The organism is Bradyrhizobium embrapense, from assembly GCF_001189235.2.
Classification (GTDB): Bacteria; Pseudomonadota; Alphaproteobacteria; order Rhizobiales; family Xanthobacteraceae; genus Bradyrhizobium; species Bradyrhizobium embrapense.
Window position 1 is genome coordinate 205328 of the sequence record NZ_LFIP02000008.1, and the last position, 24002, is coordinate 229329.

The 24002-nt window shown below is 64.3% G+C and carries 22 protein-coding genes; 16 read left to right on the top strand and 6 right to left on the bottom strand.

Annotated elements, in window-relative coordinates; all coding sequences use genetic code 11:
- The first annotated feature begins 7 nt into the window (after positions 1-7).
- From AKN83_RS29440 to AKN83_RS29470, 7 genes are all read left to right on the top strand, one after another.
- Complete coding sequence (locus AKN83_RS29440; protein ID WP_244522151.1) at positions 8-1486, top strand: ABC transporter substrate-binding protein; 1479 nt, start codon at positions 8-10, stop codon at positions 1484-1486.
- Positions 1487-1492: 6 nt separating this feature from the next.
- Positions 1493-2443 carry an ABC transporter permease gene (locus AKN83_RS29445; protein WP_050405927.1) on the top strand — a complete coding sequence of 317 codons (951 nt, stop codon included), beginning with the start codon at positions 1493-1495 and terminating at the stop codon, positions 2441-2443.
- Positions 2430-3299, top strand: coding sequence for an ABC transporter permease (locus AKN83_RS29450; RefSeq protein WP_063695584.1), 870 nt, complete (start codon positions 2430-2432; stop codon positions 3297-3299). The genes AKN83_RS29445 and AKN83_RS29450 overlap by 14 nt, the downstream gene beginning before the upstream one ends.
- Entirely contained in the window at positions 3296-4282 is a 987-nt protein-coding gene (locus AKN83_RS29455; RefSeq protein ID WP_050405928.1) for an ABC transporter ATP-binding protein, read from the top strand. Before AKN83_RS29450 ends, AKN83_RS29455 begins: the two co-directional genes overlap by 4 nt.
- Positions 4279-5247 carry an ABC transporter ATP-binding protein gene (locus AKN83_RS29460; RefSeq protein ID WP_050405929.1) on the top strand — a complete coding sequence of 323 codons (969 nt, stop codon included), beginning with the start codon at positions 4279-4281 and terminating at the stop codon, positions 5245-5247. The genes AKN83_RS29455 and AKN83_RS29460 overlap by 4 nt, the downstream gene beginning before the upstream one ends.
- Before the next feature lie 143 nt (positions 5248-5390).
- Positions 5391-6461: an alcohol dehydrogenase gene (locus AKN83_RS29465; RefSeq protein ID WP_050405930.1), complete on the top strand. Its 1071-nt coding sequence runs from the start codon at positions 5391-5393 to the stop codon at positions 6459-6461.
- A gap of 165 nt (positions 6462-6626) precedes the next feature.
- Complete coding sequence (locus tag AKN83_RS29470; RefSeq protein WP_050405942.1) at positions 6627-7709, top strand: isocitrate/isopropylmalate dehydrogenase family protein; 1083 nt, start codon at positions 6627-6629, stop codon at positions 7707-7709.
- A gap of 38 nt (positions 7710-7747) precedes the next feature.
- Here the strand turns inward: AKN83_RS29470 and AKN83_RS40065 are convergent, their stop codons facing one another.
- The 3 genes from AKN83_RS40065 to AKN83_RS29485 form a co-directional block, all read right to left on the bottom strand.
- Complete coding sequence (locus AKN83_RS40065) at positions 7748-8059, bottom strand: hypothetical protein (RefSeq protein ID WP_050405931.1); 312 nt, start codon at positions 8057-8059, stop codon at positions 7748-7750.
- 221 nt (positions 8060-8280) lie between these two features.
- Positions 8281-9609, bottom strand: a complete 1329-nt coding sequence (locus tag AKN83_RS29480; protein ID WP_050405932.1) for a L,D-transpeptidase family protein — start codon at positions 9607-9609, stop codon at positions 8281-8283.
- Positions 9610-9925: 316 nt separating this feature from the next.
- Positions 9926-10321 carry a helix-turn-helix domain-containing protein gene (locus AKN83_RS29485; protein ID WP_094194089.1) on the bottom strand — a complete coding sequence of 132 codons (396 nt, stop codon included), beginning with the start codon at positions 10319-10321 and terminating at the stop codon, positions 9926-9928.
- Between the two features lie 571 nt (positions 10322-10892).
- On the opposite strand from AKN83_RS29485, the gene AKN83_RS29490 reads away from it, so the two are divergent.
- Entirely contained in the window at positions 10893-11204 is a 312-nt protein-coding gene (locus AKN83_RS29490) for a hypothetical protein (protein ID WP_157113627.1), read from the top strand.
- 51 nt (positions 11205-11255) lie between these two features.
- Here AKN83_RS29490 and AKN83_RS29495 read toward each other — a convergent pair whose 3' ends face one another.
- The 3 genes from AKN83_RS29495 to AKN83_RS29505 form a co-directional block, all read right to left on the bottom strand.
- Positions 11256-12575: a dicarboxylate/amino acid:cation symporter gene (locus AKN83_RS29495; protein ID WP_050405934.1), complete on the bottom strand. Its 1320-nt coding sequence runs from the start codon at positions 12573-12575 to the stop codon at positions 11256-11258.
- A 100-nt stretch (positions 12576-12675) separates the two neighbouring features.
- Positions 12676-14184 (bottom strand): sensor histidine kinase, encoded by a 1509-nt coding sequence (locus AKN83_RS29500; protein ID WP_083992314.1) that lies wholly within the window; start codon positions 14182-14184, stop codon positions 12676-12678.
- Between the two features lie 124 nt (positions 14185-14308).
- On the bottom strand, positions 14309-15583 hold the full coding sequence (locus AKN83_RS29505; RefSeq protein WP_050404609.1) for a serine hydrolase domain-containing protein: 1275 nt from the start codon (positions 15581-15583) through the stop codon (positions 14309-14311).
- 144 nt (positions 15584-15727) lie between these two features.
- Here AKN83_RS29505 and AKN83_RS29510 point away from each other — a divergent pair, with 144 nt between their 5' ends.
- The 8 genes from AKN83_RS29510 to AKN83_RS29545 all read left to right on the top strand — a co-directional run bounded on the left by AKN83_RS29510 (position 15728) and on the right by AKN83_RS29545 (position 23906).
- Positions 15728-16642: a dioxygenase family protein gene (locus AKN83_RS29510; RefSeq protein WP_050404608.1), complete on the top strand. Its 915-nt coding sequence runs from the start codon at positions 15728-15730 to the stop codon at positions 16640-16642.
- A 343-nt stretch (positions 16643-16985) separates the two neighbouring features.
- Complete coding sequence (locus AKN83_RS29515) at positions 16986-18296, top strand: CmpA/NrtA family ABC transporter substrate-binding protein (RefSeq protein WP_050404607.1); 1311 nt, start codon at positions 16986-16988, stop codon at positions 18294-18296.
- A 61-nt stretch (positions 18297-18357) separates the two neighbouring features.
- Positions 18358-19260, top strand: coding sequence for a nitrate ABC transporter permease (gene ntrB, locus AKN83_RS29520; protein ID WP_050404606.1), 903 nt, complete (start codon positions 18358-18360; stop codon positions 19258-19260).
- 10 nt (positions 19261-19270) lie between these two features.
- Positions 19271-20065 carry an ABC transporter ATP-binding protein gene (locus AKN83_RS29525; RefSeq protein ID WP_050404605.1) on the top strand — a complete coding sequence of 265 codons (795 nt, stop codon included), beginning with the start codon at positions 19271-19273 and terminating at the stop codon, positions 20063-20065.
- Positions 20066-20144: 79 nt separating this feature from the next.
- Complete coding sequence (locus AKN83_RS29530; protein ID WP_050404604.1) at positions 20145-20567, top strand: globin family protein; 423 nt, start codon at positions 20145-20147, stop codon at positions 20565-20567.
- A gap of 205 nt (positions 20568-20772) precedes the next feature.
- Positions 20773-21675: an SMP-30/gluconolactonase/LRE family protein gene (locus tag AKN83_RS29535; RefSeq protein ID WP_172803638.1), complete on the top strand. Its 903-nt coding sequence runs from the start codon at positions 20773-20775 to the stop codon at positions 21673-21675.
- Positions 21676-21882: 207 nt separating this feature from the next.
- Entirely contained in the window at positions 21883-22722 is an 840-nt protein-coding gene (locus AKN83_RS29540) for an aldo/keto reductase (RefSeq protein WP_050404614.1), read from the top strand.
- A 194-nt stretch (positions 22723-22916) separates the two neighbouring features.
- On the top strand, positions 22917-23906 hold the full coding sequence (locus AKN83_RS29545; RefSeq protein WP_050404613.1) for a DMT family transporter: 990 nt from the start codon (positions 22917-22919) through the stop codon (positions 23904-23906).
- The last annotated feature ends 96 nt before the right edge of the window (positions 23907-24002 follow it).

Below are 24002 nucleotides of genomic sequence, written 5' to 3' on the forward strand. Positions count from 1 at the left end.
AGGTGCAGTGGCGTCAGCTGCACCGGCCCATGCGCAGAAGCAGGGCGGCACGCTCACCGTCGGCCAGGAACTGGACATTCCAGGCTTCGACCCTCTCAAGGTCGGCGTCTACGACACGTCAGCCAATACCGCTGCGGCCGCGATCTTCGACACGCTGATGACACTCGACGACAAGGGCGAGCCGGCACCGAAGCTCGCGCTGTCGTGGGAGCATGCCGAAGACTTCAAGACCTGGACCATCAAGCTGCGGCCCGGCGTCAAATTCCACGATGGCACGCCGTTCAATGCGCAGGCGGTGAAGGAGAACTTCGATCGCCAGAAGGATCCGGCCAACAAGTGTCGCTGTGCGTTCTACATCACCAGCATCAAGAGCGTGGACGTCATCGATGATCTCACGGTGCGCTACAATTTCAGCGACCCGTCGGTGAACTTTCCGGCGACCCAGTCGATCCAGAGCTCCAACAACGTGATGCAGTCGCCGACCGCGTGGAAGACCAAGGGCGATGACTACAACCGCAATCCGGTCGGCACCGGTCCGTATATCCTGAAATCCTGGACCGCCGGCGACCGCATGGTGCTCGAGAAGAACCCGGACTATTGGGACAAGGGCAAGCCCTATCTCGATCGCATCATCCTGAAGCCGCTGCCGGATGCGCAGTCGCGGTTTGCCTCGCTGCAGTCGGGTGAGGCCGACATCGTCTGGGACGACGAGGCCGACGCCGACAACATTATCAAGGCGCGCAAAGACACGAGTCTCACCGTGCATACCTATCAAGGCTCGGGGGCTGCAGTCGCTGCCTTCAACACCAAGGTCCCCCCGTTCGACGACGTGCGCGTGCGCCAGGCGCTGGTGATGGCGCTCGATCGCAACAAGATGTCGCAAGCAATTACCAATGGCCTGGCGCGACCGGCCAGCAATCCCTACGGCGACGGTTCCTGGGTGAAGTGCAAGGATGACGGCGCGTTGCCCTACGATGTCGAAAAGGCCAAGGCGCTGCTCAAGGATTACGGCAAGCCGGTCGAATTCAAGATGCTGGTCACGGCGACGCCGCGCGGCCGCACCGGCGGTCAGGTCCTGCAGCAATTCTGGAAGCGCATCGGCGCCAATATGGAGATCGAGCAGGTCGATCAGGCGACCATTCCGCCGCGCGCCTTCATGCGCCAGTTCCAGCTCACGCCGTGGCGCATCGTCGATCTCGCCGATCCCGATCCGCAGATGTATGCCAATTTCCACACCGGCAGCCCGGTTGCGCTGGCGAACTACTCCAATCCGGAACTCGACCGGCTGCTGGAGCATGCGCGAACCACCGCCGATGTCGCCCAACGTACCGAGGACTATTGCGCGATCAGCCGCCTGATCAACAAGGAGGCGATCTGGTTCTGGACCTTCCAGAATACGTACTACGCGATATCGAGCGTGAAGGTGAAGGGCGTGCCTAAAATGTTCAATGGGGTGCTCGACGTCTCCTACGCCTGGAAGGAATAGCGTTTCATGCTGTTCTTTGTCGCGCGCCGGCTCCTATACCTGGTGCCGGTGCTGATTGCGGTCTCGGTGCTGACCTTCGTCATCGCCTCGCTATTGCCTGGCGATCTCGCTTACGTGATCCTCGGCGACCAGGCGACGCCCGAGAATGTCGCGGCGCTGCGTCACGACATGGGGCTCGATCAGCCGATCTGGCTGCGCTATCTCGGCTGGCTGTGGCACATCCTGCAGGGTGATTTCGGACGATCCTTCCGCACCGGGCAGACGGTGTGGCAGGCGGTCAGCGACCGCGTCCCGGTCTCGTTCGAGCTGATGATTTTCGCTGAACTGATCGGGCTTGCGATCGGCGTGCCGCTCGCGATCGCCTGCGCCGCCAAGGCGGGCTCCGCGTTCGACCGCTTTATGACCGGCACGGCCTTTGGCATGCTGTCGGTACCGACCTTCCTGTCCGCGATCCTCCTGATCTATTTGTTCGCGGTCGAGCTGCGCCTGTTGCCGGCAACCGGCTACGTGCCGTTCACTGAGGACCCGGTCGCGAACCTGCGCTTCATGGTGCTGCCGGCACTGACGCTCGGGCTCGCGGAATGGCCGGGCATCATGCGGGTGCTGCGCTCCGATATGATCGCAGCGCTTCAGGAGGACTATATCGCGCTCGCCAAGGCTAAGGGCCTGAAGCCGTCGCGCATCCTGTTCGTGCATGCGCTGAAGCCGTCGTCGCTGACGCTCGTCACCATCACCGGCATCAACATCGGTCGGCTGATCGGCGGCGCCGTGATCGTCGAATCGATCTTCGCATTGCCGGGGATCGGGCGCCTACTGGTCGGCGCGATCTATACCCGCGACCTCATCATCCTGCAGGGCGTGGTGCTGCTGGTCGCCGCCGGCTTTGTGATCATGAACTTCATCGTCGACTTGCTTTACGCCGTGCTCGACCCGAGGATCCGCCATGGCCACGCTTGAGCTCAGCCTCGACGAGACCGAAGCGGCGCCAGTGCAGCGGAGGCGCCGGCTGGGCACGCTGTTCTGGTGTGCGATCGGCTGGACGGTGCTGGTGTTCGCGGTCGCGATCTTCGCCGACCTGCTGCCGCTGCCGAGCCCGACCGACATGGACATGCTGGAGCGGCGGGCGCCGATCTCGGCCGAACATTGGTTGGGCACCGACGGCCTCGGCCGGGATGAGTTGGCGCGATTGATCTATGGCGCGCGGATTTCGCTGATCGTCGGCCTCTGCGCGCCGATGATCGGGGTCACGATCGGCGGCGCGCTCGGCATCCTCGCCGGCTATTTCCGCGGCCGCTTCGAATCCTTCGTGGTCGGCAGCATGGATGTGCTGCTGGCATTCCCGCCGTTGATCCTGGCACTTGCGGTCACCGCCTATCTTGGCCAGTCGATCTTCAACCTGACCTGCATCCTCGGCGTGCTCGGCATTCCCGCCTTCATGCGGGTGGCGCGGGCCGCGACCTTGACGCTGGCGCGGCGCGAATTCGTCATCGCGGCGCAGGCGCTCGGCGCCACCCATGCGCACATCCTGCTGCGCGAGCTGTTGCCCAACGTGCTGCTGCCGCTGATCGCCTTCTTCCTGCTCGGCGTTGCCGTCACCATCGTGGTCGAGGGCTCGCTGTCCTTCCTCGGCCTCGGTGTGCCGCCACCGATCTCGAGCTGGGGCAGCATGATCGGGGAGGGGCGTGAAAGCCTCGATGTGGCGCCGCGGCTGGCCTTCATTCCGGCGATTGCGATGTTCCTGACGGTGCTTTCCTTCAACCTGATCGGCGATACGATGCGCGCGCTGACCGACCCGAGGCAGGGCGCGCTATGAGCGGGGCGCTGCTTTCGGTCGAGGACGCAGTAGTCGACTTGCCGACGCCGCGCGGCAACCTGCGGGCGGTGGATCATGTCGATCTCGCCGTCGGCGCCGGCAAGACGCTCGGCATTGTCGGCGAATCCGGCTGCGGCAAGACCATGCTGTCGCGGGCCGTCCTGCAGCTGCTGCCCAAGAAGGCCAGGCTGTCCGGCCGCGTGATGTTCGACGGCCAGGATCTCACGACGCTGTCGGCGGAGAAATTGCGCAAGCTGCGCGGCCGCTCGCTCGCGGTCGTGTTCCAGGATCCCATGACCTCGCTGAATCCGGTGCTGACCATCGGCACCCAGCTGATCGAGACCATTCAGGAGCACCTCGAGCTCGATCTTGCCCAGGCCAGGCAGCGCAGCACCGAGCTGCTGGCGGCGGTCGGCATTCCCGCGCCCGAGCAGCGGCTGGCGCAATATCCGCACCAGCTCTCCGGCGGCATGCGCCAGCGCGTCGCGATCGCGGTGGCGCTGTCCTGCGAGCCGCAGCTTCTGATCGCGGACGAGCCGACCACCGCGCTCGACGTCACGATCCAGGCCCAGATTCTCGATCTCTTGGCGCGCGAGCAGCAGCGCCGCCACATGGCGATGATCATCATCACGCATGACCTCGGCGTGGTCGCCGGCCGCACCGACGAGGTCGCGGTGATGTATGCGGGGCGGGTCGTCGAGCGCGCGCCGACGCCTGCGCTGTTCAAGCAGATGCGGATGCCCTACACCGAGGCGCTGCTCGCCGCGCTGCCGAAGCTCGACGTGCCGCCGCATACGCCGTTGCCGGCGATCTCGGGACGGCCGCCGGATCCGACCCGGCCGTTGAAAGGCTGCTCGTTCTCGCCGCGCTGTCGCTATTCCGCCGGGCGCTGCAGCACCGAGAAGCCGCGGCTCAGTCCGGCCGAGACACTGGAGCATCTCTATGCGTGCTTCCATCCGCTCGCGGCGGGGAGTGGCGCATGATGTTGCAGGTCGCATCCGATCCGCTGATGCAGGTGGAAAATCTCGTCGTCGAATATTCGGTCGGGGGCAAGACCATCCATGCCGTCTCCGATGTCAGCATCGAGATCGCGCGCGGCGAGACGCTGGGGCTGGTCGGCGAATCCGGCTGTGGCAAGTCCACGCTCGGCCGCGCCGTGCTGCAATTGCGCCAGGCGGTCTCCGGCAAGGTGCTGTTCGACGGCCACGATCTCACCACCTTGAAGGGCGAGGCGCTGCGCAACATGCGCCGGCGTGTGCAGCTGATCTTCCAGGATCCGATTGCATCGCTCAATCCGCGGCGGCGGATCGGCGATATCGTCGCCGAGCCGCTGGTGATCGCGGGCGTGAGGGATCCCGAGGAGCGCAAGCGGCGCGTCAGCGAGGTGCTGTCGGCGGTCGGGCTCGATCCCGCGCTGGTAAGCGGACGTCTGCCGCACGAATTCTCCGGCGGACAATGCCAGCGCATCTGCATCGCTCGCTCGCTGGTGCTCAACCCGGAATTCGTGATCTGCGACGAGCCGGTGTCCGCGCTCGACGTCTCGATCCGCGCCCAAATCCTCAATCTGCTGGAGGAGATGAAGGCGCGCTACGGCCTGACCTTGCTGTTCATCGCCCACGACCTCGCCGTGGTGAAGGCGGTCTCGGATCGCGTTGCGGTGATGTATCTCGGCCGACTCTGCGAGGTCGGTCCGTCGGAGCAGCTGTTTGCGCGGCCGGCGCATCCGTATACCGCGCTGCTTATCGAGGCGATTCCGGTGCCGGATCCGGATGTCCGGCCGACCACGAGCGTGCCGGTCGGCGAGCCGCCGTCGCCGATCGCGCCACCGTCGGGCTGCCGCTTCCGCACCCGCTGCCCGCGCGCCGATGCGCGCTGCGCCAGCGAAGTGCCGGAACTGCGCGTGGTTGCGCCCGGCCAGTTCGCGGCTTGCCATCATCCACTGATCTGAATACTCACGCCTCTGAATGGTAGCGCGTTGGCCTTCGAACGAGCTGCATGGCGGCTTGCTCGAATATGGGGGTCTTGAACGTTTGTCCCGGGCGGGCAGGCGTGGCAAGGTCCGCCGCAAGAACAAGCTTCGGGAGAACAGCGATGAAGAGTTTCCAGGTCGTCGATTTCAACGCCCCCTTGAAAGAGGTCGATCAGCCGACGCCGCAGCCGTCCGGCACCCAGGTGCTGATCAAGGTGAAGGCCGCCGGCGTCTGCCACAGCGACCTGCATATCTGGGAGGGCGGCTATGATCTCGGCCATGGCCGCAAGCCGCTGTCGCTGAAGGACCGCGGCGTCTCGCTGCCGCGCACGATGGGCCACGAGACGGTCGGCGAGATCGTCGCCTTCGGCCCCGACGTCAAGGACGCCGACAAGGGCGGCCTCAAAATCGGCGACGTCACGCTGGCTTATCCCTGGCTCGGCTGCGGCAAATGCCCGACCTGCCTCGGCGGCGACGAGAACATGTGCGCGATCAAGCCGAACGCGCTCGGCGTCTATTGCGATGGCGGCTATGCCGATCACATGACAGTGCCGCATCCGAAATATCTGCTCAACCTCAAGGGGCTCGATCCGGTCACGGCCGCACCTTACGCCTGCTCTGGGGTCACGACCTACAGCGCGCTGAAGAAGGTCGAGAAGGATCTCGACACCCCGATCGTGATCTTCGGCGCCGGCGGTCTCGGCCTGATGGCGCTCTCGCTGTTGAAGGCGATGGGCGGCAAGGGCGCGATCGTGGTCGATATCGACGCCAGGAAGCGCGAGGCGGCTGAAGCTGCCGGTGCGCTCGCCACCGTCGACGGCAAGGCGCCCGACGCGCTGGAGCAGCTCATCAAGAAGGCGGGTCAGCCGATCCGCGCCGCGATCGACCTCGTCGGCAACGCCCAGACCTCGCAGCTCGGCTTCGACTGCCTGACCAAGGGCGGCAAGCTCGTGATCGTCGGCCTGTTCGGCGGCGGCGCGACCTGGGCATTGCCGCTGATCCCAATCAAGGCGGTCACCATCCAGGGCAGCTATGTCGGCAATCTGCGCGAGACGCAGGAGCTGCTGGATCTGGTGCGGACCAAGAAGATCTCGGCGATCCCGGTCACGCCGATGCCGCTGGCAAAGGCAAACGAGGCGCTGACCAATCTGCAGAAGGGCCAGCTCGTCGGCCGCGCCGTGCTGACGCCGTAACGCGGCCCGGCCCATTCGTCATTGCGAGGAGTTCGTGACAAAATTGCAGAGCAATTTTGCACTGAAGCGACGAAGCAATCCATCTCTCCGCAAGCGGCGGCATGGATTGCTTCGCTTCGCTCGCAACGACGGGTGCAATATTCCCTGCCGATCCCGGAGATTTCCATGGCCGCCAACGACGCACTCCACATCGCAGTTCTCGGTGGCGATGGCATCGGCCCCGAGGTGATGGCGCCGGCACTCGAGGTGCTGCGCAGGATCGAGCCGTCGTCCGGCCTTAAATTCCGCTTCACCGAGGCGCCGGCCGGCGCCGGGCATTACAAGCAAACCGGCAGGTCGATGCCGGAGAGTACGATCCGGCTGTGCGAGGAGGCCGACGCGATCCTGCTCGGCGCGTGCGGCCTGCCGTGGGTGCGCTATCCCGACAACACCGAGATCGCGCCGCAGATCGAGTTGCGCATCATCTTCGATCTCTATGCCGGCGTGCGGCCCGCGCGATTGATCCCGGGCGTGCCGAGCACGATCGTCGGCGCCGATCAGAAGGGCATCGACCTCGTCGTGATCAGAGAATCGACCGAAGGCCTGTTCGCCTCGATGGGCAAGGGCGTCGTTACCGACAGCGAGGCGCGCGAGACCATGGTAATCACGCGCCGGACCTCGGAGCGGCTGTTCGATTTCTCGTTCCGGCTTGCCGAACGCCGCAAGGCGCGCGGCCGCGTCGGTGGCGGGCTGACATGCGTCGACAAGGCGAACGTGTTCAAGGCATTCGCGTTCTTCCGGAGCATTTTCGACGAGACCGCGAAGCGTCATCCCGACGTCAGGGCCGATCACCTCTACATCGACGCTGCTGCGGCCGCGCTGGTGAAGCGCCCGTGGGACTTCGACGTCATGGTGACCGAGAACATGTTCGGCGACATCCTGTCTGACCTCACCGCCGGCCTGATCGGTGGCATGGGCATGGCGCCGTCGGCCGACATCGGCGACCGCTACGCCGTGTTTCAGCCGTGTCATGGCACGGCGCCCGACATCATGGGGCAGGGCAAGGCCAACCCGACTGCGATGATCCTGTCGGCAGCGATGATGCTGGACTGGCTCGCCGACAAGCACTGCCTCGAGAGCGCCGCCGAAGCTGCCGAAAGCATCGAGCGTGCCGTCGACAAGGTCTATGCCGGTGGTATCAAGCCGTTCGAGTTTGGCGGCAGCAACGGCACAGCCGATGTCGCGAAGGCCGTGCTGGCGGCGCTCTAACAAAAAAGGTGAGGGGGCCGAAGCCCCCTCGTGGACGACTAGCGCCGATGTCCGCCGTGATGGCCGCCACCATGATGCCCGCCGTGATGGCGGTGCCCGTGATGATGATGGCGCGGATAGTAGTGCGGACGATGATGCCATCCGTGATGGCGCGGTCCATAGCCGTAGCCCGGTTGCCAGTAGCAGCGGCCCCAGCGATCGCAGACCTGGCGCACCTTGTCGACATTGGACGATTCGCCTGCGATGTGGCTAGCCTGCGGAAGCCCGTTCGGCATCGCCGATGCCGCACCGGACATCAACGCTGCGCTTCCGAGCGCGGCCAGTCCAATAATTGCAAGCTTGATATTCATTGAGATCTCCTTGGTTGAAGCCTGAAAACGTCCGTGTGGCCGCTTCGTTGCTGCGACAAAAAGACAGGCACGCACACTCGGTTCTGGCGACGGCGGTTCAACGTAGGAAATGCGGGAGTTGTGAGGTCGCTCCATGCGCGGGCGACAATTGGCCGCGCGACAGATTGGCGAGGCGCAAACAAAACGTGGCGACGTTTGGTCGCGCTTCGCGGAAAAGCGCTCTACTGCGTGGTCAGCGGATGTTCGGCTGCCTTGCTGAAGAAGGCAGCTTCCTCGGCGGTGGCTTCGAGGAGTTGCTGGTCCTGGTCGTAGACGTCGTTGCGGAACTGGATGGTCCGGTCCTTCGTCATCCACGCCGTGAGGTAGACCCAGGCTACCGGCACCTTCTTCAGCATGCGGACGTCCTGACGCTGTCCGGTGGTGATCGCGGCATCGATGGCAGCGCGGGTCCACTGCGGTTGGTCTTTCAGCAACCATGCCGCGAGATCGCGGACATTGTCGACGCGCGAGCAGCCGTGCGAATCGAAGCGATAGTCGTCGTTGAACAGGCTGTGCTGATTGGTGTCGTGCATGTAGACCGAATAAGAGTTCGGCATGTCGATCTTGACCGCGCCGAGCGCATTCCATGCGCCGCTCTGCTGACGCACCGTGATGTTCGGCGCGTGATCGCCCGACCAGTCGAGCGAACGCGGATCGATCGGGTTGTCGTGGGCGTCGAGCACGTCCATGTGCATGCGCGAGAGGTAGGTCGGATCCTTGCGCATATGCGCCGCGATCTCCGTCTTCGTGATCGATGACGGCACCGTCCAGGTCGGATTGAGGATGACGTCGGTGATCTCGGACGTCAGCGTCGGCGAAGGTTTCTCGGTCTTGCCGACGATCACGCGGTAGCGCCGCACGACCTTGTCGTCCTCGACGGCCTCGGCGAAGGTGGCGGGAATGTTGACGACGACATAGCGCTGCCCGAACTGGAAATCCATCTGCTCAAGCCGCTCCAGCGAAGCCTCCAGCTGCTTGATCCGCTTCTGCACGGGCACGTTGAGCGCAGCCAGCGTCCGCGGCGTCACCGTGCCGGTCGCCGCGAGCCCGTGGCGTGTCTGGAAGTGCTTCACGGCGTCGGCCAGGACTTCATCATAGGCGCCGGCGGCCTTGTCGGCGGAAAGGTCGCCGGTGATGATCAGACGCTTGCGCAACAGATCGTCATTGGCGCCCTGGACACCCAACGCAAATTTCGCGTCCGCAGGGATCGCGGGCCAACCGCCGCGGGCGGCGAGATCGGAATAGCTCTTCACCACGTCGCGAATGCGTTGGGCGCTGCCCTGGTCGTAGGTCGGCTCGCGCGACAACGCGAGCGCGGCAGCCGATCGCGTTTCCGCGCCCGTGGCCGACGCGGCCGGTTTGGCTTGGCCCGGCTGGGCGGCCGGTGCCGCAGGCAACAGCGCATGATGAGGCGGCACGGTTGCAGTCGGGCCGGGCGCACCCGCGGTTTGTGCGAATACCGGCAGAGCCGCAAGCATCGTAACCACGGCGACGAGTGTCAGTCTCTGCATATATCGATTCTCCGGACTGCGTCGCTTGCGCGAAAAAATGGAAGGCAGCGCGTTCGTTCGGAGGTGATGATCTATCTCGAGACCGTTGCGTCTTGGTTAAGTTTTGGTTGCAGTCAGAACGTTACCGTGACCGTCCTGCCGGCCCGGGGCTAGCGGCGCCGAACGGACGAAGAAAAAGCGCTGCCATCGCCGATGGCAGCGCTTTGACATCTTCCCGGTTCGACCGGCGCGTGGCGATCCCGATGACCGGTCGCGGCCGATCCGCTCGCTCTGGTCGATCGCGTTCGCGGTGTCGCGATCGTACCCGTGCTGCCGTTCAATCTTCGTTGGCGGCGATCGATTCCATCAGCGACACCAGTTGGCGCTGCACGGTCTGATCCTTGATCTTGCTGTAGGCGCGCAGCAACCGGAGGCTGAACGCGCTATCGAGGAACAGCAGGCTCTCGACTTCGCGGGCCTTGTTGTCGCCGTCGTAGAAGAAGGTCACCGGCACATCGAGCGCGCTCGCGATCTGCTGAAGGCGCGCGGCGCCGACGCGGTTCACACCCTTCTCGTACTTCTGAACCTGCTGAAAGCTGACGCCCAGCTTGTCGCCGAGTTCCGCCTGCGAGATCTTCTGCTCGACACGGCGCAGACGGATCCGCTTGCCCAACTCAATGTCCGGCTTGCCGGCGCTGCGCTGCTTCATCTTCTTTGCTGCTGATCTGTTCATTCTTGTGACCCGTCCTTCAAATCGAGAATCCCTGGCCCGGTCGGGTCAGGGACACGTTGATGATGTACCGCGTTAAGCTCAAGTGGATCGTCAGTTCGTCCGAACGACGAAATCCAAGAAGATCGCGGGATGGTATCCAAACGCATTTGCGCGCATTGGAAGCACCCAAGTACCGACTCGGTCGACTACCTGAAGTCGACCGCGCCGAGGTGTCTGTCGACACCCCGCCCTCTACATTTGGCAAAATATTGACCAAACCACAACTAGCGCGAGTTTGATCGACACAGATTTTGCGCGCATGCTTACTGGGCGGCATTGCACTGCGCCCGTAGTTCTACGGGCAGCCAATATTGTACGAGCGTCCTAGTATGGATGCAACCCCAGCTAGTGCATCCTGAGGTCGCGGCGACGGTCTGCGGTTGCTTGACGGAAGCACCGCAAATACGAAAAGTTTGCCGTAAGTCCAAGTCAGGCTTTCGGAATGTTGCTGGACAATTGCCTAAAAGTTCTGAATCATCAGAAACAATTGTGCGCCTACGGAAAGCCGGCGAACTCTGGCAGGAGAGGCCAAATGAAGCGGAAGAGGGGAACACCTCGACTCTACCTCGCGGCTTCGGGAGTGGAAGATATGCCGGTCGCAAATACGGAAGAACGATTGCTGGCGCTGCTGGCAACCCTGGAAGAATGTCAGGCGTTTCTGACTGACCGAGCGAACACGGAGACGGCGCGGCTGTTGTCCCTTGCCATCCTCGAGCTCCGGATGGAACTGCACAAGGTGACGGATTCCGAGCTGAAGGCACTGTGTGACATGATCGCGTCGGAAGAATCAGTGCAGGAACCGGCGACCAGGCAGTTGCCGCCGTATCTGCGGCTGATCAAGTAAGTCAGCGGCCCGCGCGATGCGCGGGACGCCTCCGGCCCTGTATCGTGCGGGTCAGCCCGCGGTGACGTCGACGGCCTCTGTGCCCTCGAGCACGCGACGGGCCTTATCCCGGTCGAGGTCACCTTCCCAGGCCGCGACCACGACGGTGGCGACGCAGTTGCCGATCAGATTGCCGACTGCGCGCGCCATGCCGATGAACCAGTCGACCGACAGCACCAGCACGAGGCCGATCGCCGGGATGCTCGGCACCGCATTGAGCGTCGCAGCCAGGATGACGATCGCCGAGCCCGGCACGCCGTGCGCGCCCTTCGACGTGATCAGCGACACGCCGAGCACCAGCATCAGGTCGCCGAACGACAGCGGCGTGTTGGTTGCCTGCGCGATGAAGACGACCGCCAGCGTCAGGTAGATCGAGAACGCGTCGAGGTTGAATGAATAGCCGGTCGGAATCACGAGGCCGACCACCGAATCCTTGACGCCGAAATGCTCCAGCTTGCGCATCACCTGCGGCAGCACCGCATCGGAGGATGCCGTTGCGACCACGATCATCAGCTCCTCGCGCAGGTAGCCGAGAAACTTGAGGATATTGATGCCGGCCAGCGCCATCACGGCGCCGAGCACGCCGAGCACGAAGATCGCGACCGAGACGTAGAACAGCGCCACCAGCGACAGCAGTTGCTTCAGCGAGCCGACGCCGTATTTGCCGACCGTGTAGGCGACGGCGCCGAGCACGCCGATCGGCGCGAAGCGCACGATCAGGCCCATGGCGCGGAACAGCACGGTGGAGACCGCGTCGATGAACGAGGAGATTTTCTCACCCTTCTCGCCGCCGACCAGCGCGAGGCTGACGCCGAAGATGATGGCGAAGAACAGGACCTGCAGCACGTCGTTGCGCGACAGCGCGTCGAACGAGGTGGTCGGGATGATGTTGAGCAGGAAGCTGCCGATGCCCTCGCCCTTCAGCTTCTGCGCGTTGCTGGCATAGTTGCCGAGTGCCTTGGCATCCAGCGTCGAAGTATCGATGTTCATGCCGTGACCGGGCCCGAACAAATAGGCCAGGATCAAGCCGACCACGAGCGCGACCGTCGTCATCGCCTCGAAATACACCAGCGCCTTGACGCCGACGCGTCCGACCTTCTTGAGGTCGCCGGCGCCTGCGATGCCGTGCACCACCACGCAGAACACGATCGGCGCCACGATCATCGAGATCAGCTTGAGGAAGGCATCGCTGAAGATTTTCAGCCCGATCGCGAAATCGGGCGCGGCCATGCCGATGATGATGCCGAGCAGCAGCGCGACCAGCACCTGCACGAACAGCGATGTGTAGAGCGGCTTGCGTGCAACTGTAGCGTCCGCGGCGATGGTCGACATGAACTCCCCCTGTTCTTGGCCGGTGTCCTGGTCGGCCGAACCTGTCCCATCTTAGCAACTTGCGTGCCAAGATGTCGCAGGTTTAGGGGCATTTGCCCGCTCAGTCGCCGGATTCGAGGGTGCTGGTCACCGTGTAGACGACGCCGTGGGGCAGGAAATCCACCGTGGCCTCGCCGCCCAGCTGGTCGCGGGCGCTGCGCTCGATCAGCCGGGAGCCGAAACCGCGCTGCACCGGTTCTGCGACCGGAGGGCCGCCAGCCTCCGTCCAGATCATCCGGAGTTTCGGTCCGGGGCCATCGTCCAGGATTTCCCAGTCCAGCGTAACCGTGCCGGTGTCGTTGGACAGCGCGCCATATTTGGCGGCGTTGGTCGCCATCTCGTGGAGGAGCATCGACAGCACCAAGGCAAGCCGGGGCGACAGCGGCACGCGGGGTCCGAACATCCTGACCCGTTCGGAGGCGTTCAGCAGATAGGGCCGCAGCACGCGGCTGATCACGTCCTGCAGGTCGGAGCCCTGCCATTTGTCGGTCGAGAGCAGATTGTGCGCCTCGGCCAGCGCACCGAGCCGTCCCTCGAACTTGTCGCGCTCGGCGCGGCTCGCGCTGCGGAAGGTTTGTGTGGCGATCGATTGCAGGATCGCCAGCGTGTTCTTGACGCGGTGGTTGAGCTCCTCGATCAGCAGGTCGTGCAGCATCTCGCCGCGCGCGATCGTGGTCGCCATCCGCACCGCAAAGCCGAGGCCGACCAGAAGCAGGATGCTGCCGATCACGCTGGTGATCGCGAGCGAGCGCCACAGCGGCGCCACCAGCGAGTTCTCGGCGATCCCGGCGGCGACCGTCCAGCCGGTGACGTGCGATCGGGTGAAGCCGGTGATCAGCGCGACGCCTTCGAGCGAGACCGTCGGCAGTGTCGCCTCGCTGCGGCGGAACATCTCGGCAAACAACGTCGGCGAGGCGCGCTGCCCGATGGTCGCTTGCGGGTTTGGCACGCGGGCGAGATTGACACCGTCGCCGTCGAAGATCGAGATGGTCCAGTCCTGGTTCAGGCGCTGCTTCTCGATCATGGCCTGGAAGACCTCGATCGGCGGGCTGAAGGAGATGTCGTAGAGCACTTCGCCGTCGCGGATCACCGGCACTTCGACGGTGATGATCAGTTGCTGCTTCACCTCGCCGAAGAACAGGTTGGAGTATTGCGGCTGCCGCGTCGTAAACACCTTCTCGACGATCTCGAGATTGTTGCGCGGCGGCAGGCTCGCGGTGTCCGGCGTCAGCGAGGAGAACGCCTGGCGTCCCCGGCGGTCGGCCACCAGCACCACGCCGTCCTTGCCATACTGGTCGAGGAAGCCCGTCGCGACGCGGCGGAAATTGCCGAAATCGCTGTCGCGCAGCGAGTCGGTCAACGCCAGCACCTGCAGCCCGCCGGTCATGCGCTGCATTTCGGCATCGAGCAGCAGGCGGATGCTGCGCGCCGTTTCCAGCACGCGCTGGGTCGCAGCCTGACGATCCCGCTGGTAATTGTGGAAGACGATGCCGACCGCGAAAACGATCAGCGGCAACATCGTCCCCGCGACCAGAAGCGCGAGACGCACTGGCAATGTCAGTTTCGGCACGAAGTCCCCGGGGCGGCGCCCATTTCGCTGTGAGCGTAGGGGCGGCGGGAAGGTTCCGCTAAAGCAAATGATGGTTATCTGAAAATTCTGTGGCGCACGGTGTGCGCCGCAGAACAACCCTTGGTCAGAGATTGCTCTCTGTGATCGCGGCATAAACCATGGTGCGCAGCTCGCGCCGCAGCGGATAGGCGCTCGACGGCAGCACCTGGGTCATGAAGATGGTGATTAGCTCCTCGGCCGGATCGATGAAGAACGATGTCGTCGCCGCGCCGCCCCAGTTGAATTCACCCGGGCTGCCCGCGATCAGCGTCTGCGCCGGGTGCATGGTGACGGCGAAGCCGAGGCCGAAGCCGATGCCGTTATAGGCGGCCTCGGCGAACATCGAGCGCGACATCGCCGGCAGGTCGACGCCGCCCGGCAGATGGTTGGAGGCCATCAGCCTCAGCGTCTTCGGGCCGAGCAGCCGGACGCCGCCGAGTTCGCCGCCATTGAGCAGCGCCCGGCAGAAGGTCAGATAGTCGGCCGCGGTCGAGCACAGCCCGCCGCCGCCGGAGACCAGCGAAGGCGGCGACAGGAACGAGCTGGTGGCCGGATCGTCCTGCAAGGTCAGCGTGCCCTTGCGCTCGGCAGCGAGCGGGTTGAAGCCGCCCTGCGGGTCGGCGGAATAGCAGGCGGCAAAGCGGTGCGCCTTGTCCGAAGGCACGAAGAAGTCGGTGTCGTTCATGCCGAGCGGCTCGAAGATCCGCTCCTTCAGGAACTGCTCGAACGGCATGCCGGAAATCTTGCCGACGAGATAGCCGAGCACGTCGGTGGAGACCGAGTAGTTCCAGGCTTCACCCGGCGAGAATTCCAGCGGGATCTTGGCCAGGTCCTCGATCATGCTGTCGAGCGTGCCGGCCTTGATGACTTCGCCGATCTTCTTCTCGCGATAGGCTGCGTCCACGTTGGAGCGCTGCTGGAAACCGTAGGTGAGGCCCGAGGTGTGGCGCAGCAGGTCGACGATCAGCATCGGCCGCGTCGGGGGGCGGGTCAGGAAGGCCGGCGCGGTGCCCGCGACGAACACGCCGAGGTTCTTCCATTCCGGAATATATTTGGCGACCGGTTCGTCGAGCGCGACCTTGCCTTCCTCGACCAGCATCATGAAGGCGACCGAGGTGATCGGCTTGGTCATCGAATAGATGCGGAAAATGGTGTCGTCCTTCATCGGCGCCTTGCGCTCGAGATCGGCAAAGCCCTGAACGGTGGAATGCACGATCTTGCTGCGGCGGTAGATCAGGACCTGGGTGCCCGGAAAGCGGCCGGCATCGATGTAGCGGCTCTTCAGATGCGCTTCGAGGCGGTTGAGGGCGGTGGTCGACATTCCCGCGGATTCGGGTGAGGCAGGCGTGGGAGCTAACATCGGGCATTTTCTCCGGCTGGCGAGGCAGCCCTTGATAGCCGAAAAGTGTCCGCTGCAGCAATCGGCCGCCGCTTACCGGCACCTCGCCGGTAGTGTACGCTCGCCCCTGCAATCGCGCCCTCTAGGGATACGGGAAACGCCGAGATGACCCAGTTCAACGAAACCGAACTCACGACAGCCGTCATCCGCAGCTTCGACCAGACGCCCGATCCGCGGGCCAAGTTCCTGCTGCAGGAACTGGTGAAGTCGCTGCACGATTACGTGCGCAAGACCGATCTGACCTTCGAGGAATGGGACCACGCCATCGGCTTCCTGACCCGCACCGGGCAGAAGTGCACGGACATCCGCCAGGAATTCATCCTGCTGTCCGACGTGCTTGGCGTGTCGATGCTGGTCGATGCCGTCAATCACCGCGATCGCGACGGCGCGACCGAGACCACCGTGCTCGGCCCGTTCTATGTCGGCGAGCACAAGGTGACGCCGCACGGCACCGACATCTCCGCAAGCCTGCCCGGCGAGCGCATGTTCGTGCAAAGCCGCGTCACCGACCTTGACGGCAAGCCGCTGGCCAATGTGCCAGTCGACGTCTGGCACGCGGACGACGACGGGTTCTATGACTCGCAGAAGCCGAGCTATGCCAGCGAAGGCCCCTCGTCACGGGCGCGCTTCATCACCGATGCCGACGGCCGCTTCTTCTTCCGCACCATCGTGCCGTGCAGCTATCCGATCCCGACCGATGGCCCGGTCGGGCAGATGATCACCCAGACCAACCGTCACCCGATGCGGCCGGCGCATGTGCACTTCCTGGTCAACGCCAAGGACCATGAGCCGCTGATCACGCATGTGTTCGTCGAAGGCGACAAATATATCGACTCCGACGTCGTGTTCGGCGTGAAGGACGAGCTGATCGCCAAGGTCGAGCGGCGCACCGATCCCGTGATGCCCGACGGCCAGCGCTCGGATGGTCCGTGGAGCCTGATGACCTACGAATTCCATGTGAAGCCCGGCGGCGGAATGGCGCCCGCGCCGCTCGGCACCAAGGTCGCCGAAGACGCCTGATCGCTGTCGAGCAAACCCTCTGCTCAATTCATGTGCGATGCACAAGAATTGAGCGAGTCGCATTTTTTGGCGGCGCGCTGCGACCCCTGCGCGCCGCGACAAGTTGCGCAAAACATTGCATTAAAATCGATTTTTGCACTGCAGTAGCTTGGCACAAGGCTTGAATAGTCAAGCTCCGACGCCATTGAAGTCGTCCCTCGAGGCCACCCCATCGGATTTCTGACGCCGCTCGTCCGGGCCTCCCCGGTGCATGCCCTTTTGCGCCCTGCGCGCGTCGCCACCCGACGGAGGGCGCTCGACGCACAGACGCATCACCGCAACGCAACGACGCAAAGGACGACCGATGACCAAACCCATCAACAAGCGCCCAGGCGATGCGATCAGCCGTCGCCGGCTCCTGAAGGCGAGCAGCGGCGCCGCCGCGCTGCTCGCCGCGGCCAGGTTCAACTTTCCCGCTGGTGCATTCGCTGAAGGCGCAGGCCCGGAAGTGAAGGGCGCCAAGCTCGGCTTCATCGCGCTGACCGATGCCTCGCCGCTGTTCATCGCCAAGGAGAAGGGCATCTTCGCCAAATACGGCATGCCCGATGTCGAGGTGCAGAAGCAGGCCTCGTGGGGCACCACGCGAGACAATCTCGTGCTCGGCTCCGAGGGCAACGGCATCGACGGCGCGCATATCCTGACCCCGATGCCGTATCTGATCTCGGCCGGCAAGGTGACGCAGAACAATCAGCCGACGCCGATGTACATCATGGCGCGGCTCAATCTGAACGGTCAGTGCATCTCGGTCGCCAAGGATTATGCCGATCTCAAGGTCGGCGTCGACACCACGCCGTTCAAGGCGGCGCTGGAGAAGAAGAAGGCTTCCGGCAAGCCGGTGAAGGCCGCGATGACTTTCCCGGGCGGCACGCACGACCTCTGGATCCGCTACTGGCTCGCCGCCGGCGGCATCGATCCCGACAAGGACATCGAGACCATCGTGGTGCCGCCCGCGCAGATGGTGGCCAACATGAAGGTCGGCACCATGGATTGCTTCTGCGTCTGCGAGCCGTGGAATCTGCAGCTGATCCATCAGGAGATCGGCTACACCGCGATCACCACAGGCGAACTCTGGGACAAGCATCCGGAGAAATCGTTCGGCCTGCGCGCCGCCTGGGTCGACAAGAACCCGAAGGCCGCGAAGGCGCTGCTGATGGCTGTGATGGAAGCGCAGCAGTGGTGCGAGAAGATGGAGAACCGCGAGGAGACCGCGGCAATCTGCGCCAAGCGTCAGTGGATCAACTGTCCGGTCGAGGACATCACCGATCGCATGAGGGGCAAGTTCGACTACGGCACCGGCCGCGTGGTCGAGAATTCGCCGCAGCAGATGCGGTTCTGGAAGGACAATGCGTCCTATCCCTATCAGAGCCACGACCTCTGGTTCCTCACCGAGGACATCCGCTGGGGCAAGTATGAGGCGGGTTTCGATACCAAGGCACTGATCGCCAGGGTCAACCGCGAGGATCTCTGGAAGGAGGCCGCCAAGGAGCTGGGGGTGTCCGACATTCCGGCCTCGACCTCGCGCGGCAAGGAGACTTTCTTCGATGGCAAGGTCTTCGATCCGGAGAATCCCGCCGCCTATCTGAAGTCGCTGTCCATCAAGCGCGTCGATGTCTGAACTCTCACAGGGCCGCGCTCGCCTGCGCGGCCCATCGCATGACCACGGAGATTGTCTGTCAATGTCGATGCATGCCATGAAGACCGAAGTGTCGGCGGTGGCGATCCCGCCAGCCGCTGCCGCGGCGCCGGTCGTGACCATGACGCCGAAGCGCCCGCCGCGCGCAGAAGCCTATGCGAGGATGGCGAAGGAGACCGCGGCGCGCGTGGTGCCGCCGCTGATCGTGGTCGCGCTGCTGCTGGTGGTGTGGGAGCTGATCTGCCGGCGCGCCGGCTCCAGCCTGCCGCCGCCTTCCAAAGTGTTCAGGGATACCAAAGAGCTGATCCTCGATCCGTTCTTCGACCATGGCGGCATCGACAAGGGCCTGTTCTGGCATCTCTCCGCCAGCCTGCAGCGCGTCGCCTACGGCTACTCGCTGGCGGCGATCGCAGGCATCGCGCTCGGCACGCTGGTCGGACAATCGGTCTGGGCGATGCGCGGGCTCGATCCGCTGTTCCAGGTGCTGCGCACCATCCCGCCGCTGGCCTGGCTGCCGTTGTCGCTCGCGGCGTTCCGCGACGGCCAGCCCTCGGCGATCTTCGTCATTTTCATCACCTCGGTGTGGCCGATCATCATCAACACCGCGGTCGGCATCCGCAACATCCCGCAGGATTACCGCAACGTCGCCGCGGTCGTGCAGCTCAATCCGCTGGAGTTCTTCACCAAGATCATGATCCCGGCGGCCGCGCCCTACATGTTCACCGGCCTGCGCATCGGCATCGGCCTGTCCTGGCTTGCGATCGTCGCCGCGGAAATGCTGATCGGCGGCGTCGGCATCGGCTTCTTCATCTGGGATGCGTGGAATTCCTCGCACATCAGCGAAATCATCCTGGCGCTGTTCTATGTCGGCATCATCGGCTTCGTGCTCGACAGGCTCATTGCGGGCCTCGGCAAAGTCGTGACCCGCGGCACGGCTGCAAACTGAGGGACGAGTCATGCAGGCCTATCTGAAGCTCGATCACATCGACAAGGTTTTCACCCGCGGCAGCACCACCACGGAGGTTCTGAAGGACATCAGCCTGACGATCGGGAAAGGCGAATACGTCTCGATCATCGGCCATTCCGGATGCGGCAAGTCGACCCTGCTCAATATCGTGGCCGGCCTCACCGGCGCCACCAATGGCGGCGTGCTGCTGGAGGATCGCGAGGTCAACTCGCCGGGGCCCGATCGCGCCGTGGTGTTCCAGAACCACAGCCTGTTGCCGTGGCTGACCGTCTACGAGAACGTCAAGCTCGGCGTCGACAAGGTGTTCGCCAAGACCAAGAGCAAGGCCGAGCGCAATGCCTGGGTCATGCACAATCTCAGCCTGGTGCAGATGGCACACGCCAGGGACAAGCGGCCGAGCGAGATTTCGGGCGGCATGAAGCAGCGCGTCGGCATCGCGCGAGCGCTCGCGATGGAGCCGAAGGTGCTGCTGCTCGACGAGCCGTTCGGCGCGCTCGACGCGCTGACCCGGGCGCATCTGCAGGATTCGGTGATGGCGCTGCACCAGAAGCTCGGCAACACCATCTTGATGATCACCCACGACGTCGACGAGGCCGTGCTGCTGTCGGACCGTATCGTCATGATGACCAACGGCCCGAGCGCGCGGATCGGCGAGGTGCTCGAGGTGCCGCTGGCGCGTCCGCGCAAACGGCTCGAGCTCGCGACCCACCCCGGCTATCTGAAATGCCGGCAGCGCGTGCTCGAATTCCTCTATGAGCGCCACAGCTTCGTCGAGGCGGCATGAGCAGCCCTCGGCTCACGTGAACAGTCTTTCTGCCTCGCCGCAATGGCGCGGCGAGGAAGCAGCGTGCACGGAGGCACACATGACGGAAGACCAGGTCAGGCTCGTCCAGCAGACCTTCGCCAAGGTCGCACCGATGTCGGAGCAGGCGGCGGTCATCTTCTATGACCGCCTGTTCGAGGTCGCGCCCGGCGTGAAGGAGATGTTTCCCTCCGATATGACCGAGCAGCGCAAGAAGCTGATGGCAACGCTTGCCGTCGTCGTCAATGGATTGAGCAATCTGCCGTCGGTGCTTCCGGCCGCGAGTGTGCTCGCCAAGCGCCATGTCGGCTACGGCGCCAGGCCCGAGCATTATCCGGTGGTCGGCGGCGCGTTGCTGTGGACGCTGGAGAAGGGGCTCGGCGACGCCTGGACACCTGACGTCGCCGCGGCATGGACCGCGGCCTACGGCACGCTGTCCGGCTATATGATTTCGGAGGCCTATGGGGCGCAGGCGGCGGAGTAGGGAGTCGCCTTGAGCCACCACTGGCGACCGGCACAACGATCCGTCCACGTCATTGCGAGCGCAGCGAAGCAATCCATCGGTCATACAGGCGGCGCGAATGGATTGCTTCGTCGCTTCGCTCCTCGCAATGACGCGTGAGGAGGTTTGGCCGCTCAGTCGATTCCGTCTATGGTCGCACCCGTTTGCCAACGAGTGCGAGCCCAAAATGATGTTCCTGGAAACGCCGCCGAAACTGATCCCGACCGAAATCTTCTCTGCTGTGCCCGCCGAATTCCGCCGCAAGGTGGCGAGCGAATGGGCCGACGCCAACCGGCCGGGCGCGGTGACCGACTGTTTCATCGAGGGGCCGTCGTTCGATGCGTCGGGCAATCTCTACATCGTCGACATTCCGTTCGGCCGCATCTTCAGGATCGCGCCGGACAAGTCATGGACGCAGGTCGCCGAGTATGACGGCTGGCCGAACGGGCTGAAGATCGACGCGAAGGGCCGCATCCTGATTGCCGACTACCGGCACGGGCTGATGGAACTCGATGCCAAATCGGGCGAGGTCACGCCGCTGCTGCGTTCGCGCAATTCGGAATCGTTCCGCGGCTGCAACGACCTGCACATCGCCTCGAACGGCGACATCTATTTCACCGACCAGGGTCAGACCGGGCTGCACGATCCGACCGGCCGGGTCTATCGTCTGCGGGCGAGCGGTGCGCTCGACTGCCTGATCGATACCGGCATCAGCCCGAACGGGCTGGTACTGGATCCGCACGAGGCGGTGCTGTTCGTCGCCATGACGCGGGACAATGCGGTCTGGCGCGCGCCGTTCATGAAGGACGGAAGCGTCTCCAAGGTCGGGCGCTTCTGCTCGCTGTTCGGCACGAGTGGACCCGACGGAATGACGATGGATAAAGCGGGACGGCTGTTCGTGGCCCACGCCTCGCTCGGCCACGTCTTCGTGTTCGCACCGAACGGCGAGTGCATCGCGCGCATCAAGTCCTGCGCCGGACCAAGCTGCACCAATGTCGCGATCGGGGGCGCCAGCCGCGACCGCCTCTACATCACGGAATCGGTGACGGGCACGGTGCTGGTCGCCGACATCAGCGGGATCGACGGTTAGCTACGGTCCGCCGTCGTCCCGGCGAGGTCGCGAGGCATAACCCCAAATCTACGTTACCGGACGACGCTGCGACCGCAATTTGCTTTCGCATCTGCCCCTGTGGTGATGAGTCCCGGCCTACGCCGGGGCGACGATGACGAGACATTGCTGCCCATTTCCTCTATCGTCGTATGGGGCGAGAGGCGACCCACGCACAACGAGGCGATCGTGCAGACAAAAAAATTCGGCAGCAACGGCCCGCAAGTCTCGGTAATCGGGCAGGGCACCTGGTATCTCGATCGCGGTGACCGCAAGGCGGCGATCGCTGCGCTGAAGCGCGGTATCGATGCCGGCATGACGCATATCGACACCGCCGAGATGTATGGCGACGCTGAACTCGTGATTGCAGACGCGATCGCCGGCCGCCGCGACGAGCTGTTCCTGGTCTCGAAGGTGTTGCCGAGCAACGCGTCGCGGCGCGGCACCATCACCGCCTGCGAGCGCTCGCTGAAGCGGCTGAAGACCGATCGCCTCGATTGCTATCTGCTGCACTGGCGTGGAACCACTCCGCTCGCCGAGACGGTCGCGGCGTTCGACGAATTGATCGCGGCCGGCAAGATCCGTTCCTGGGGCGTCAGCAATTTCGACGCAGACGATCTCCATGAACTGCGCGATGTCACGGGCGAGGGCAAGATCGCCTGCAACCAGGTGCTCTACCATCTGCGCGAGCGCGCCATCGAGCACGCCGTGATCCCGTGGTGCGAGCGGCATGGCGTGGCCGTGGTCGCCTACTCACCGTTCGGCCACAATGATTTTCCGTCCCCGTCGAGCAAGTCAGGTGCGGTGCTGCAATCGATCGCGCAGGCGCACCGGGCGACGCCGCGCCAGGTCGCGCTGAGCTTTCTCACGCGGCTGCCGCCGGTGCTCGCGATTCCGAAGGCGTCGACCGCGGACCACGCGGCGGAGAATGCCGTGGCGGGAACGCTCAAGCTCAGCGGCGACGAGATCGCCGCGCTCGATGCGGCGTTCCCGCGCGGGCCAAAGCCGCGCTCGCTGCCGATGCTCTAGTTCGAGGATTCACGAGAAGCTCCGCTCCACACAGTTCTTAACAAACTGTTGCGGTTGCGGCCGCGCACCGGCTGCGGCGGGCGGTCGCGCGCGCTGGTGCATATCGGAGTCCCGTTTTCGGGCATTGTTCTCGCAGCGGAATTGGCGTTCTGTACGAACAGCAGATTCCCCTTATTTTGCTCATTGAGATTGCCGTGACACCGCCCCCCGCCGTAGCCGCCAGGCTGGACAGCGTTCCTCTTGCATTGCCCGCGAAAACGTCCGTTGCACGCAAGGCGCCGGCCCACACCGACCGGCCGTTCAAGGGCATTGCGCTGATCCTGCTGTCGACCGTGTTCCTGGGCACCTCCGACGTCACCGCGAAATATCTGTCGTCGTCGCTGCCTTCGATCGAGATCGCCTGGATCCGCTTCCTGGTGTTCGCGCTGATCATGACGCCGGCGATGCTGCCGGGCTCGCCGCTGTTCGCGCTGCGCAGCAGCCGCCCCGGCCTGCACGTGCTGCGCGGCGCTGCGCTGCTCGGCTCCTCCCTGATCTTCATCACGGGGCTCGGCTTCCTGCCGATCGCCGAGGCCTCGGCCACCAGCTTCGTCTCGCCGCTGTTCGTCACTGCGTTGTCGATCGCTTTCCTCGGCGAGAAGGTCGGCATGCGCCGCTGGGTCGCGACCGCGGTCGGCCTCGCCGGCGTGTTCATCATCCTGCGGCCGGGCACCAGCGCCTTCCATCCAGCGGCTGTCTTCCCGCTCGTCTCGGCGCTGGCCTGGGCCGCCACCCTGATCCTGACGCGCATGATGAGCGGCAGCGAACGTCCGATCACGGTGATGACCTATTCGTCGATCGTGGGCGTCGCCATCGTCAGCGCGCTGGTGCCGTTCGTCTGGGTCACGCCGACCTGGCACGACATCATGTTCGGCATCCTGATTGGCGTCGCGTCAACCGTCGGACAGTGGATCGTCGTGCTGGCGTTCCGCTACGGCGATGCCTCGGTGCTGGCGCCGTTCTCCTACACGCAGCTACTGTGGGTCAGCATCCTCGGCTTCCTGATCTTCGGCGAAGTGCCCGATAGCTGGACCATCCTCGGCGCCGGCTTCATCGTCGCCTCTGGCCTCTACACCGCGCATCGCGAGCGCGTCCGACGGTCGCAGTTGCTGGACGTGGCCAACGAGCCTTCGCCGAACGCCTGACCAACGCGTATCCATTTTACAACAGATGCCCTGAATCCGACCTGATGCGCTGACTGTGCACGGCTTGAGAAGACGCGCCTCCCGCGAGTTGCAAGA